Source organism: Pseudomonas sp. EA_105y_Pfl2_R69, assembly GCF_963970915.1.
Lineage (GTDB): Bacteria > Pseudomonadota > Gammaproteobacteria > Pseudomonadales > Pseudomonadaceae > Aquipseudomonas.
The window spans coordinates 169579-182644 of the sequence record NZ_CAXAOO010000001.1 but is presented as its reverse complement, the minus strand read 5'-3'; the positions used below and the strand labels follow the sequence as shown (position 1 = coordinate 182644).

Annotated in this window: 13 protein-coding genes and 1 pseudogene; 5 read left to right on the top strand and 9 right to left on the bottom strand. The window is 64.7% G+C overall.

Features of this window, described 5'->3' with window-relative positions; translation table 11 throughout:
• The first annotated feature begins 116 nt into the window (after nucleotides 1–116).
• A complete protein-coding gene (locus AACY13_RS00795; RefSeq protein WP_339458414.1) occupies nucleotides 117–689 on the top strand; it encodes a xanthine phosphoribosyltransferase in 573 nt (190 codons plus the stop codon).
• 96 nt (nucleotides 690–785) lie between these two features.
• On the opposite strand, the gene AACY13_RS00790 is transcribed toward AACY13_RS00795, so the two are convergent.
• The 5 genes from AACY13_RS00790 to dadA all read right to left on the bottom strand — a co-directional run bounded on the left by AACY13_RS00790 (nucleotide 786) and on the right by dadA (nucleotide 4909).
• A complete protein-coding gene (locus tag AACY13_RS00790; protein WP_339458413.1) occupies nucleotides 786–1202 on the bottom strand; it encodes a c-type cytochrome in 417 nt (138 codons plus the stop codon).
• A 132-nt stretch (nucleotides 1203–1334) separates the two neighbouring features.
• A complete protein-coding gene (locus AACY13_RS00785) occupies nucleotides 1335–1883 on the bottom strand; it encodes a cupin domain-containing protein (protein ID WP_339458412.1) in 549 nt (182 codons plus the stop codon).
• 102 nt (nucleotides 1884–1985) lie between these two features.
• A complete protein-coding gene (gene alr / locus AACY13_RS00780; protein WP_339458410.1) occupies nucleotides 1986–3059 on the bottom strand; it encodes an alanine racemase in 1074 nt (357 codons plus the stop codon).
• A gap of 159 nt (nucleotides 3060–3218) precedes the next feature.
• Nucleotides 3219–3569 (bottom strand): RidA family protein, encoded by a 351-nt coding sequence (locus tag AACY13_RS00775; RefSeq protein WP_339458408.1) that lies wholly within the window; start codon nucleotides 3567–3569, stop codon nucleotides 3219–3221.
• Between the two features lie 38 nt (nucleotides 3570–3607).
• A complete protein-coding gene (gene dadA / locus AACY13_RS00770; protein WP_339458407.1) occupies nucleotides 3608–4909 on the bottom strand; it encodes a D-amino acid dehydrogenase in 1302 nt (433 codons plus the stop codon).
• A gap of 154 nt (nucleotides 4910–5063) precedes the next feature.
• On the opposite strand from dadA, the gene dadR reads away from it, so the two are divergent.
• Nucleotides 5064–5552, top strand: a complete 489-nt coding sequence (gene dadR, locus AACY13_RS00765) for a transcriptional regulator DadR (RefSeq protein ID WP_339458406.1) — start codon at nucleotides 5064–5066, stop codon at nucleotides 5550–5552.
• Between the two features lie 77 nt (nucleotides 5553–5629).
• Here the strand turns inward: dadR and AACY13_RS00760 are convergent, their stop codons facing one another.
• Nucleotides 5630–5983, bottom strand: a complete 354-nt coding sequence (locus tag AACY13_RS00760) for a YkgJ family cysteine cluster protein (protein ID WP_339458404.1) — start codon at nucleotides 5981–5983, stop codon at nucleotides 5630–5632.
• Between the two features lie 176 nt (nucleotides 5984–6159).
• On the opposite strand from AACY13_RS00760, the gene AACY13_RS00755 reads away from it, so the two are divergent.
• Together AACY13_RS00755 and AACY13_RS00750 are read left to right on the top strand one after the other, a co-directional pair.
• On the top strand, nucleotides 6160–7473 hold the full coding sequence (locus AACY13_RS00755) for an NAD(P)/FAD-dependent oxidoreductase (protein WP_339458402.1): 1314 nt from the start codon (nucleotides 6160–6162) through the stop codon (nucleotides 7471–7473).
• A 42-nt stretch (nucleotides 7474–7515) separates the two neighbouring features.
• Nucleotides 7516–8136: an AraC family transcriptional regulator gene (locus AACY13_RS00750; RefSeq protein ID WP_339459970.1), complete on the top strand. Its 621-nt coding sequence runs from the start codon at nucleotides 7516–7518 to the stop codon at nucleotides 8134–8136.
• A 67-nt stretch (nucleotides 8137–8203) separates the two neighbouring features.
• Here the strand turns inward: AACY13_RS00750 and AACY13_RS00745 are convergent, their stop codons facing one another.
• Entirely contained in the window at nucleotides 8204–8428 is a 225-nt protein-coding gene (locus tag AACY13_RS00745) for a DUF1127 domain-containing protein (RefSeq protein ID WP_339458401.1), read from the bottom strand.
• A gap of 179 nt (nucleotides 8429–8607) precedes the next feature.
• On the opposite strand from AACY13_RS00745, the gene AACY13_RS00740 reads away from it, so the two are divergent.
• The gene (locus tag AACY13_RS00740; protein ID WP_339458399.1) at nucleotides 8608–10074 is read left to right on the top strand and encodes an aminotransferase-like domain-containing protein; all 1467 of its coding nucleotides are present in this window, start codon (nucleotides 8608–8610) and stop codon (nucleotides 10072–10074) included.
• On the opposite strand, the pseudogene AACY13_RS00735 reads toward AACY13_RS00740, so the two are convergent.
• Both AACY13_RS00735 and AACY13_RS00730 read right to left on the bottom strand, forming a co-directional pair.
• A pseudogene (locus tag AACY13_RS00735) lies at nucleotides 10058–11287 on the bottom strand (MFS transporter); the annotation flags it as partial. The gene AACY13_RS00740 and the pseudogene AACY13_RS00735 overlap by 17 nt on opposite strands.
• Nucleotides 11288–11399: 112 nt before the next feature.
• Nucleotides 11400–12893: an aldehyde dehydrogenase gene (locus tag AACY13_RS00730; protein WP_339458395.1), complete on the bottom strand. Its 1494-nt coding sequence runs from the start codon at nucleotides 12891–12893 to the stop codon at nucleotides 11400–11402.
• Nucleotides 12894–13066 lie beyond the last annotated feature (173 nt).

Genomic DNA, 13066 nt, shown 5'->3' with positions numbered 1-13066 from the left:
ACGTCGCGCAGCGACGGCCCGTAGGGTGGCCGCCAGGGATGGCAGGCCATAAAAAACAGACTTGTTCAGTAGCCCGACGCAGAGCGGGCAGCACATCACTTAATGAGGGTAACCGCGTGGAAGCGCTAAAACAGAAGATTCGCGAGGAAGGCACCGTGCTCTCGGAGCAGGTATTGAAGGTCGATGCCTTTCTCAATCACCAGATCGACCCCAAGCTGATGCAGCAGATCGGTCACGAGTTCGCCCAGCGCTTCGCCGGCCAGGGCATCAGCAAGATCGTCACCATCGAGGCCTCGGGCATCGCACCGGCGGTGATGGCCGGCCTGGAGCTGGGCGTGCCGGTGATCTTCGCGCGCAAGTACCAGTCGCTGACGCTCAAGGACGACCTGTATACCTCCACGGTGTTTTCCTTCACCAAGCAGACCGAAAGCACCCTGGCCATCTCGGCCAAGCACCTGGGCGCACACGACCACGTGCTGCTGATCGACGACTTCCTCGCCAACGGCCACGCCGCCCGTGCCCTGATCGACCTGATCGGCCAGGCTGGCGCGAGCATCGCCGGGATTGGCGTGGTGATCGAGAAATCCTTTCAGCGCGGCCGCGCCGAGCTGGATGCCCAGGGCTACCGGGTCGAGTCTTTGGCGCGCATCGACTCGCTCAAGGATGGCCAGGTCAGTTTTATCGACTGAGCGTCCCTGACCACGAGCAGTGGTCCGCAGCGAGTTCTTATGCCCCACAAAAAAGCCGCCTGAGCAGGCGGCTTTTTAACAGCGGTGTCTGGCGTATTACAGGCCGGACATCTTCTGGATCGCTTCACGCAGCTCGTCATCCGAGCAATCGGCGCAGGTGCCTTTCGGCGGCATCGCATTGAGGCCGGAGATGGCATTAGCCAGCAAGCCGTCTAAGCCATTGCTGGCACGGGCCTTCCAGGCGGCGGTATCGCCGATCATCGGCGCGCCGAGGATACCCGGGGTATGGCAGGCACCGCAGTGCTTGGCCACGATGTCATCGGCAGTACGTGCGGCACCGCCAGCGGCAACCGCCACGGCACCGACGCCCTTGCATTCTTCGCCCATCACGCAGACTTCACCGACCGGCTTCAGGCGCTCGGCAATGGCTTCATCGGTCGTGGCCTGAGCAGTCACTGCCCACAGGGCCAATACGGTAGCAGGCGCTACCAGGATCTTTTTAATCAGGTTCACGGTACACCCTCATCGTGGCTAGTCACGCCCGCGGCCACGGTTTCGCGAGCGGGCGTCAGTATAACGGCAAGCGCAACAGGCTGAAACAACCCAGATTGTCGCAGGGTTATTAATGTTTCAGCGGGCAAGGACTTAGAAATTCGCCGGGGTCGTCGCACTGATCAACCGCGCCGGCTGCTCATAAGGGTTGCGGAAGCGGTGCGGCTTGCTGCTCTCGAAGTAGTAGCTGTCGCCCGGTTCGAGGATAAACACCTCATCACCGACGGTCAGCTCCAGCTTGCCTTCGACCAGCATGCCGGCCTCTTCGCCTTCGTGGGCATACATCTCGTCGCCGGTATCGGAACCCACGGGATAGGTTTCATCGAGGAAGGAGATGGCCCGACTCGGGTGTGCCTTGCCCACCAGCTTCATGGTGATGGCACCACTGCAGATATCGGTGAGTTCGGCGGCGCGATAGACCACCTGGGCCTGGTTGTCCGGCTCCACATCCAGGGAGAAGAACTCGACCAGCGACATGGGGATGCCCGCCAGTACCTTTTTCAACGAACTGATCGAGGGGCTTACGCTGTTCTTCTCGATCATCGAAATGGTGCTGTTGGTCACGCCTGCCCGCTTGGCGAGTTCACGCTGAGACAGGCCTTTGAGTTTGCGAATGGATTGCAGTCGAACACCGACGTCCAATGCTGGAGTCCCCCTTGGGATAGATACGGAAAAGTCGCCGTATCATGGCATAGCGTTCGGAATTTACAACACTCGCGTTCAAACTCGTCTACAGCACTGGGTTTAAGCCCCGAGATAGAGCAGCGGCACCCGCCGCAGGTTGCAGAAAATCTGGTAGGGAATGCTGTCGGCGGCGATGGCCACGTCGCTGGCCAGCACCTGCTTGCCCCAGAGTTCGACCCGGCTGCCCAGGCCGGCCCGGGGCAGCTCGGTCAGATCGACCGTGAGCATGTCCATCGACACCCGGCCGATCAGGCGAGTCAGTTGGCCATCCACGGCCACCGGGGTGCCGGTCGGCGCGTGGCGCGGGTAACCGTCGGCATAGCCCATGGCGACCACGCCGACCCGGGTCGGACGCTCGCTGACAAAGCGTGCACCATAACCAACAGGTTCGCCGGCCGGCAGTTCGCGCACGCTGATGATCTTCGATTCCAGAGTCATCACCGGCTGCAGACGCGCCGCCACGGCCTGGGCCTGCTCGAACGGGCTTGCGCCGTAGAGCATGATGCCGGGGCGCACCCAGTCACTCGGTACGCTCGGCCAGCCGAGCACGGCCGGCGAGTTGCGCAGGCTGACCTCGGCGACAATGCCCTGGCGCGCCTGCTGAAACACCGCCAGCTGCTCTGCACTGCGCGGGCAATCCAGCTCATCGGCGCGGGCGAAGTGGCTCATCAGCACGATCTTCGCCACCTTGCCGCTGGCCAGCAGGCGCTGATAGGCCGCCTGATAATCGGCCGGGTGCAAACCGACGCGATGCATACCGCTGTCCATCTTCAGCCAAACCGTCAACGGTCGGCGCACAGCGCTGCGCTCGATGGCCTCTAACTGCCACAGCGAATGCACCACGCACCACAGCTCGTGCTGCTCGATCAGTGCCAGTTCGTCGGCCTCGAAAAAACCCTCCAGCAACAGGATCGGCCCACGGATACCGGCCTCGCGCAGCTGCAGGGCCTCCTCGATACAGGCCACGGCAAAACCATCGGCCTGCTCCTGCAGGGCCTGGGCGCAGCGCACCGCACCATGGCCGTAGGCGTCCGCCTTGATCACCGCCAGAGCGCGCGCGCCGGTCACTTCACGGGCCAGCTGGTAGTTGTGACGCAAGGCTTGCAGATCGATCAGGGCACGGGCAGGACGCATGGTGTTCTCGAATGGTCAGGCAGTGTGAGGTCAGCAGGTCATCCCCCACTCAGTGCGCAGGGAGCGCCGTTATCAGCTCAGGCAATCGACAAACTGCAGACTTAAAAAAGCCCGGTGTGATGCCGGGCAAGTACTTATCGCAAACAGGGCCGTGGCGACTTAAATAGCCGCCACCACCATCATTTCCACCAGCACCTCGGGCTTGTACATCTTCGCCTCGACGCAGGCGCGGGCAGCAGCGGCCCCCTCGGCGACCCAGGCGTCGTACTCGGCGTTGAGGCCGTCGTAGTGGGCGTGCATATCCTTGAGGTAGATGGTCACCGAGAGAATCTTGCTCTTGTCGCTGCCGGCCTCGGCCAGCATGCGGTCGATATTAGCCAGGGTCTCGCGGGTCTGCTGGCGGATATCGCCGCTGTAGTCGTCGGCCAGCTGGCCGGCGAGGTAGACGGTGCCGTTGTGGATCACCACTTCGCTGTAGCGTTTTTCCACATGCAGGCGCTGGATGGACATAGTTGAACTCTCCTTGGAAACGGGGGGCGCGCAGCCTATCAGGTGCGCAGCGGCTGCGGCGCGGCCTGAACCTCGGGACGCTTGCGCGACGAGTAGCGCGAGATGTCCAGGCCATCGGCGCTGATCTGCGGACGCTTGTTGGCCATCAGGTCGGCGAGCAGGCGGCCGGAGCCGCAGGCCATGGTCCAGCCCAGGGTGCCGTGACCGGTGTTGAGGAACAGGTTACGCAAACCGGTGGCACCGACGATCGGCGTGCCATCCGGGGTGGCCGGGCGCAGGCCGGTCCAGAATTCGGCCTGGGCCAGGTCGCCGCCTTGCGGATAGAGATCGGCGGTGATCATTTCCAGGGTGGCGCGGCGCTTCGGGTTGAGACTCAGGTCGAAACCGGCGATCTCGGCCATGCCGCCCACACGAATGCGGTTGTCGAAGCGAGTGATCGCCACCTTGTAAGTTTCGTCGAGGATGGTCGAAGTCGGTGCCATCTCGGCGTTGCTGATCGGCACGGTCAGCGAGTAGCCCTTGAGCGGATACACCGGTGCCTTGATCCCGAGCGGCTTGAGCAACTGCGGGCTATAGCTGCCCAGGGCCAGCACGTAGCGGTCGGCGGTTTCCAGCTTGCCATCGATCCACACACCATTGACCCGATCGCCCACCGCGTCGATACGCTGGATGTTCTGGCCGAAACGGAACTCGACGCCGAGGGCCTTGGCCATCTCGGCCAGCTTGCTGGTGAACACCTGGCAGTCGCCGGTCTGGTCGTTGGGCAGGCGCAGTGCGCCGGCCAGCTTGTGCTTGACCCCGGCCAGGGCCGGCTCGACGCGGGCGATGGCATCACGGTCGAGCAGCTCGAAGGGCACGCCGGAAGCCTGCAGCACGGCGATGTCCTTGGCCGCGTTGTCCAACTGGGCCTGGGTGCGGAACAGCTGGGTGGTACCCAGGCTGCGGCCCTCGTAGGCGATGCCGGTTTCGGCGCGCAGCTCGTCGAGGCAGTCGCGGCTGTACTCGGACAGGCGCACCATGCGCTCCTTGTTCACCGCGTAACGGCTGGAGGTGCAGTTGCGTAGCATCTGCGCCATCCACAGGTACTGGTCGATATCGCCGGTGGCCTTGATCGCCAGCGGCGCGTGCTTCTGCAGCAACCACTTGATGGCTTTCAGCGGGATGCCCGGAGCGGCCCAGGGCGAGGCATAGCCGGGGGAGACCTGGCCGGCGTTGGCGAAACTGGTTTCCATGGCCGGACCGTCCTGACGGTCGACCACCACCACCTCGAACCCCTGGCGCGCCAGGTAATACGCACTGACCGTACCAATTACACCGCTACCCAGAACCAGAACCCGCATAACCTTCTCCTCGACGCGACCCAGCGCGACGGACAGTGCCCGAACCACAATTGGGCGCAGTATAAGAAGAGACGAGCAGTGCTATTCACTATATAAATAGCTATATTTGGCGAGAATTCTTGGCAAAAACGCCTTCAGCAGAGGGGGATCCACCATGCGAACCCAACATCAGAGCCGCCGCGAGCTGGACAAGATCGACCGCAATATCCTCCGACTCCTCCAGGAAGACGGGCGTATCAGCTTTACCGAGCTGGGCGAGCGGGTCGGCCTGTCCACCACCCCCTGCACCGAGCGGGTACGCCGCCTGGAGCGCGAGGGCATCATCATGGGCTACCACGCCCGGCTCAACCCGCAACAGCTCAAGGCCAGCCTGCTGGTGTTCGTCGAAATCAGCCTGGACTACAAGTCCGGTGACACCTTCGAGGAGTTCCGCCGCGCCGTGCTCAAGCTGCCCCACGTGCTGGAGTGCCACCTGGTGTCCGGCGACTTCGACTATCTGGTCAAGGCGCGGATCAACGAGATGGCCAGCTACCGCAAGCTGCTCGGCGATATCCTGCTCAAGCTGCCCCATGTGCGCGAGTCGAAGAGCTATATCGTGATGGAAGAGGTCAAGGAGTCGCTCAGCCTGCCGGTGCCAGAGTAATCCGTTGGTTGGGTTGAGGCGCGTAGCGCCGAAGCCCAACGAGATAATGCGGATCGTCCGGCGGAGCGTGGCACGTTCTAAACCAGACGCTGACGGGTGCTGGCGATCAGTTGGTGCACCTGCTTTTCCACCGCCGCCTCGATCGGCTGCTCCGGGCCTTGTCCGCGCGGGCACGGCAGGCTCGGGGTGGTGCCGAACAGGCGGCAGATCAGCGGGCGCTGGTCATACACCTGGCAGCCCTGGGGGCCCAGGTGCACGCAGTTGAACTCGGCCAGGGCGGCGTCGTGTTCGGCATCGCTCTTGACCGGCAGCCGCGCCAGCTCCTCGGACGAGGCGGTAACCGGGCCGCAGCAGTCATGACAACCCGGCACGCAGGCGAACGCGGGGATCTGCAAACGCAGCTGGTCGATCTTGCGGCCGGTGCAACTCATGGGGGCGGTCCTGGGGGCGTGATGCCTATGGTAACTGCACAGGCTGCGCGAGCGCGCCGGGGCCAGCGGCTTTACCGACGAAAAACGCGTTATTTGGCAATTGCCCCTTGGCGTATGGCGAAGCGGACGCTTATGCTTCGTAAAATTTTCCAAACACAATAATCAGGATTCCACACATGAACGCCCGCGTTCACCAGCCGGTTCACAACAGCCAGCACGCCGCTTCCTACTACGCCGCCAGCGCCAACCGCCGACTGGTCTACCCGCCTCTGCAAGGCGAACTGCGCGCCGATGTGTGCATTGTCGGTGGCGGTTTCAGCGGCCTTAACACGGCGATCGAACTGGCGCAGAAGGGGCTCTCGGTGATCCTCCTGGAGGCTCACAAGATCGGCTGGGGGGCCAGCGGGCGCAACGGCGGGCAGCTGATCCGCGGGGTCGGCCACGGCGTCGAGCAGTTCGAGACGCAGATAGGTGCCGAGGGTGTGCGCCAGCTGAAGCTGATGGGCCTGGAGGCGGTGGAAATCGTCCGCCGCCGGGTCGAGCAGTTCGGTATCGACTGCGACCTGACCTGGGGTTACTGCGACTTGGCCAACAAGCCCGGTCACCTGGAAGGCTTCGCCGAGGAGATGGCCGAGCTCAAGCAGCTGGGCTATCGCCACGAAATGCGCCTGCTGCAAGCCGAACAGATGGATGAGGTGGTGGGCTCCAAGCGCTATGTCGGCGGCATGATCGATATGGGCTCCGGCCACCTGCACCCGCTCAACCTGGCCCTCGGCGAAGCCGCCGCGGCGCAGAGCCTGGGCGTACAGCTGTTCGAGGACTCGGCGGTCAGCCGCATCGACTACGGCCCCGAGGTCAGGGTGCACACCGCCCAGGGCGTGGTCCGCGCCGCCAGCCTGGTGCTCGGCTGCAACGCCTACCTCAACGGTCTGAACAGCAATCTGGGCGGCAAGGTGCTACCGGCCGGCAGTTACGTGATCGCCACCGAGCCGCTGTCCGAGGCCGAAGCGCGGGCGATCATTCCGCAGAATATGGCCCTGTGCGACCAGCGCGTGGCCCTGGACTATTACCGCCTGTCCGCCGACCGTCGCCTGCTGTTCGGCGGTGCCTGCCATTACTCCGGGCGCGATCCGGCGGACATTGCCGGCTATATGCGGCCGAAGATGCTGGCGGTGTTCCCGCACCTGCACGACGCGCGCATCGACTACCAGTGGGGCGGCATGATCGGCATCGGGGCCAACCGCCTGCCGCAGATCGGCCGGCTCAAGGAACAGGCCAACGTCTACTACGCCCAGGCCTACTCGGGCCACGGGGTCAACGCCACCCACCTGGCTGGCAAGCTGCTCGCCGAGGCCATCGCCGGCCAGGCCAGCAGCGGCTTCGACCTGTTCGCCAAGGTGCCGCACATGACCTTCCCCGGCGGCAAGCACCTGCGCTCGCCGCTGCTGGCCCTGGGCATGGCCTGGCACCGGCTGAAAGAGCTGCTTTAAACAGGCCCGGCGCACCCGGCCCATCCGGATTGCCTAGCTCGCCTGCGGCATGGCGGCGGCGGGGCGACGACCCACCTGATCTGCGGTTTTCTCAGCTGCGAGGTGCCGGACAATCCGCTGGTGCAGACCCTGCCCGCCGCGCTCAAGCTGCGGGTCGGCAACAGCCCGGGCGGGGTCTGGATCGAGCAGGCCTTTCGCCTCGCCGCTGAAGAAAGCGCCAGCCAGCGCCAGGGAGCCGGCACGGTGCTGAACAAGCTGGCCGAGCTGCTGTTTATCGAAGCGGTGCGCCGCTACCTGGCGGAATTGCCCAGCGGTCACCAGGGCTGGCTGGCCGGGCTGCGCGACCCGCAGGAGGGCAAGGCGCTGGCGCTGTTGCACAAGCACCCGGGCGAACACTGGACCACCGAGGCCCTGGCGCGCACGGTGGGGCTGTCGCGTTCGGCCTTCGCCGAGCACTTCAGGACCCTGATCGGCCAGCCGCCGATGCGCTACCTGGCGCACTGGCGGCTGCAACTGGCCGCCGTGCAACTGCGCGAGGGCCGCAGCCTGGCGCAGATCGCCTACGATATCGGCTACGGCTCGGAGGCCGCACTCAACCGCGCCTTCCGCCAGCACTACGGCCAGCCGCCCGGTATCTGGCGCAGGGAACATGCCACGGCCTGAACCGCCAGCAGGCCATGGAAAAGCCACCTGCGTTGCCGGTGTCTCACCTACGTTTTTCAACAACCCGTTACAGCGTCCAGAACGGTCGCCGGGCCTCATGCTCGGCTTCGGCGCGGCTCAGGCCGATATCGGCCAGCTGCCCGGGATTCAGATGCAGCAGCGCCCGCCGGGTCTGCAGACGCCGCCAGAACGCCGGCCAGTCGCGGCCGAAATAACGGGGTTCACGCCCGGCAACCTGCAGCCGCGCGTCGCCCTGCCCCACCTTGAATACACCCCCGCTGAAACCGTTCATCGTCCTCTCCTGCCGCCAGCGTCCGTGAGCGTGCAGAATGGCCCGAAGAGAAAAAGCATGACAGATCCAAAAATACCTTATTAACTCCATACAGATTTGGCCAATCGGCCACTGAATTGTCGTTTTATGGCGTATCTGTATCGTTTGCGCAGGCATAAATAACCACGCAGGGAGGCTGTATGACCCTCTATGTAAACCTCGCCGAACTGCTCGGCAGCCGCATCGAACAAGGTCTGTACCGCCCCGGCGATCGCCTGCCCTCGGTGCGCGCGCTGAGCCTGGAACACGGCGTCAGCCTGAGCACGGTGCAACAGGCCTATCGCCACCTGGAAGACCAGGGCCTGGCCACGCCACGGCCGAAGTCCGGCTACTTCGTCCCCCTAGGCCGGGAAAAGCCGGCGCTGCCAAGGGTCAGCCGCACGGCCCAGCGCCCCGTGGATGTATCGCAGTGGGATCAGGTGCTGGAGCTGATCAGCCGGCCGCCCGGGCAAGAGGGGCTGCTGCAACTTGGCCGCGGCAGGCCGGATATCGACAGCCCGACGCTCAAGCCGCTGCTGCGCTCGCTGTCACGCCTGAGCCGCCGCCAGGACGCCAGCAGCCTGACCTACGGCTGCATTTACGGCCACCTGGGCATGCGTGAACAGATCTCGCGGCTGATGCTCGACTCCGGCTGCAGCCTGTCGCCCCAGGAGATCATCGTCACCACCGGCTGCCACGAGGCGCTGTCGGCGGCGATCCGCGCAATCTGCGAGCCCGGCGATATCGTCGCGGTGGACTCGCCGAGCTTTCACGGCGTAATGCAGGCGCTGAAAGGCTTTGGCATGAAGGCCCTGGAACTGCCCACCGACCCGATCAGCGGGATCAGCCTGGAGGCCCTTGAGCTGGCCCTGGAGCAATGGCCGATCAAGGCCATCCAGCTGACCCCGACCTGCAACAACCCGCAGGGCTATATCATGCCCGACGCCAACAAGCGCGCCCTGCTGGCCCTGGCCCAGCGCTATGACGTGGCCATTATCGAGGACGACGTCTACGGCGACCTGGCCTACAGCTACCCGCGCCCCCGCAGCATCAAATCCTACGACGAGGATGGCCGCGTGCTGCTCTGCAGCTCCTTCTCCAAGACCCTGGCACCCGGCCTGCGCATCGGCTGGATCGCCCCGGGGCGCTATCTGGACCGCGTCCTGCACATGAAATACATGGGCACCGGCAGCACCGCCCAGCTGCCGCAGCTGGCCATCACCGAATACCTGGAAGCCGGCCACTACGAGCCGCATCTGCGGCGCATGCGCGCGCAGTATCAGCGCGGACGCGACCTGATGATCGACTGGGTCAGCCGCTATTTCCCTGCCGGCACGCGGGTCAGCCGGCCCCAGGGCAGTTTTATGCTGTGGATCGAACTGCCGGCAGGTTTCGACAGCCAGCGCCTGAACCGCGAACTGCTGCCACACGCCATCCAGATCGCCCCGGGCAGCATCTTTTCCGCCGCCGGCAAATACCGCAATTGCCTGCGTATCAACTACGCCAGCAAGCCCTGCGCCAGCCTGGAAGAGGCCATCCGCCAAACCGGGGCCTGCGCCGCCGAGTTACTGGCAGAACAGCAACTCGCACAGACAGCGGCCGAAGCCATGCTCACGTCCTGGCGCTAGCCACCTCGTGGAATGCGCCCCGCTGAAACGCCAGCCAGACGAAGACTGCTGCCCCCAGGGTCATCAGAATCGGCAGGGCATGGCCGCTGACCCACTGGCTGGCGGCACCGGTGGACAACGGCCCGAGCAGACAACCCGCGCCCCAGAGCAGGGCGATATGGGCATTGGCGCGGACCAGGGCATCGTCCCGATAGCGCTGGCCGACCAAAATCAGCGACAGGGTGTAGAGCCCGCCGGCACTGGCCCCGAACAGCACCAGCACGGGCCAGATCAGCGGCGTGTGCAGCAGCACGGGAATGCTCAGACTGGACCCCAGCAACACCACCCCGCAGCAGCGAAACAGGGTCTGCCGCGGCACTCGGTCGGCCAGCCAGCCGATGGGCAGCTGCAGAGCGGCATCGCCCACCACCACGGTGCTGACCATAATCAGCGCCAGCTGCTGGGCGAAGCCTTCGCGCAGCAGGTAGACCGGCAACAGGGTCAGGACCATGGCCTCGAAGGCGGCAAACAGCACCACCGCCCAGGCAATCGCCGGCGAGGTTCGGCAGAACGCCAGCACACCGCGCCCGGAAGCACTCTGCGCATCGACCTTGGGCGCACCATCATGGCCCAGCAACAGCAGACAGCCGGCCACCAGCAGGCCCGCGGAAAACCAGAAGCCGTGGTCGCTCTCGGTGCCTATCAGGGTCAGCAGCAGCGGCCCGCATAGCTGGCTGAGGGCGAAACCGGTGCCATACAGGGCCACCAGGCGGCCGCGCAGGCGGTCCTCGACCAACTGGTTGATCCAGCTTTCGCCGAGCACGAACACCACAGTCAAGGAGATACCGATCAGCAGGCGCAGCAGCAGCCACAGTGGATAGCTCGGCATCACGCCGAGCAGCCCCACCGACACCGCACTGGCCAGCAGGCACAGGCGCAAGGTCTGCGGCGTGCCGAACCAGCCGGCCAGGTGCCCGGTCAGGCGCGCCCCCAGCAGTACTCCCACCGCCGGCATTGCCGCCATCACGCCGATGGCAAAGGGGCCATAACCCCAGGCCTCGAGGCGAAAGGACACCAGCGGCAGGGTCACGCCCAGCGACAGCCCGACTATCACCACCGCCGCGCTGACGGCGAAATAGGTCGCCCACTTCATCTGTTCAACTCCATTCCTGGGTGCCTCACGCACCGTTCGCAAAGCCCGGCGCGTCAATGCAAGGCGGCCGGGTTCCTTGGGGGGAACCCGGCCGCGGGTCTGGCTCTATGAGCCGATCCCCCAGGGGATCGACCTGACGGACTGCCGAAGTCTCAAGCAGTCACTGGGATACTGTTCAAACCATCCCGATTGCTTACAGTTTGATCCAGGTCGCCTTGATTTCGGTGTACTTGTCGAAGGCGTGCAGCGACTTGTCGCGGCCGTTGCCCGACTGCTTGAAGCCGCCAAACGGCGCGGTCATGTCGCCGCCATCGTACTGGTTGACCCACATGCTGCCGACGCGCAGAGCCTTGGCCGCCAGATGCGCCTTGGACAGGTTGCTGGTCCAGATCGCCGCTGCCAGGCCGTAGATGCTGTCGTTGGCAATGGCGATGGCTTCCTCGGTGCTGTCGAACGGAATAACGGTCAGCACCGGGCCGAAGATCTCTTCCTGGGCGATGCGCATGGCGTTATGGGCATCGTCGAAGATGGTCGGCTCGACATACACGCCACCGGTCTCCTCCAGGGTGCGCTTGCCGCCGCAGAGCAGCTTGGCCTGATCGGCATGGCCGACTTCGATATAACCGAGCACCGCATTCAGGTGGCCGGCATCGACCAGCGCGCCGACCTTGGTGTCCGGATCCAGGGCGTGACCGGCCTTCCAGCCCTGCATGGCCTCGACCACCATGGGCATGAACTGATCCTTGATCGAACGCTCCACCAGCAGGCGCGAGCCGGCGGTGCACATCTCACCCTGGTTGAAACAGATCGCTGCGGCCGCAGCTTCCGCCGCCGCCTTGAGGTCCGGGGCATCGGCGAAGACGATATTGGCGCTCTTGCCGCCCGCCTCCAGCCACACGCGCTTCATGTTCGATTCGCCGGCGTAGATCATCAGCTGCTTGGCGATCTTGGTCGAGCCGGTAAACACCAGGGTGTCGACATCCATATGCAGGGCCAGGGCCTTGCCAACGGTGTGGCCGTACCCCGGCAGCACGTTGAGTACGCCCGCCGGGATACCGGCCTCCAGCGCCAGCTGAGCCATACGCAGGGCGGTCAGCGGCGATTTTTCCGAGGGTTTGACGATTACCGAGTTGCCAGTAGCCAGGGCCGGGCCGAGCTTCCAGCAGGTCATGATCATCGGGAAGTTCCACGGCACGATGGCCGCGACCACACCGACCGGCTCGCGGGTCACCAGGCCCAGTTCGTCGTGGGGGGTGGCCGCCACTTCGTCGTAGATCTTGTCCACCGCCTCGCCGCTCCAGCGGATGGCGCGCGAAGCGGCCGGCACGTCGACGGCCAGGGCATCGCCGATCGGCTTGCCCATGTCGAGGGTTTCCAGCAGCGCCAGTTCCTCGGCGTGGGCGTCCAGCAGGTCGGCGAAACGGATCATCACCCGCTTGCGCTGGGCCGGGGCCATGCGCGACCAGACGCCAGACTCGAAGGTGGCGCGGGCGTCTGCTACGGCCAGTTCGGCGTCGGCCAGATCACAGCTGGCCACCTGGCCGAGCAGACGGCCGTCGACCGGGCTGATGCAGTCGAAGGTCTGCCCGGACAGCGCCGGACGAAATTCACCATGAACGAAGGCGCGACCTTCGATCTTCAGGTCGTTGGCGCGCTGCTCCCAGTCGGCACGAGTCAGGCTAGTCATTCGGGCATCCTCTAACGGTAAAAAGCGCCACAGCCTCGCCGCGGCACTGTCAATAATTCTGCAAGGCCTCGATCAGGCCTCACCCTGCCGGCCACACTAAACCAGAGGCCGGGATAATTTCAATATTTTTGACAAAGAGTGCTAAAACACCCTTGTCATGTTCGTTTTATTAA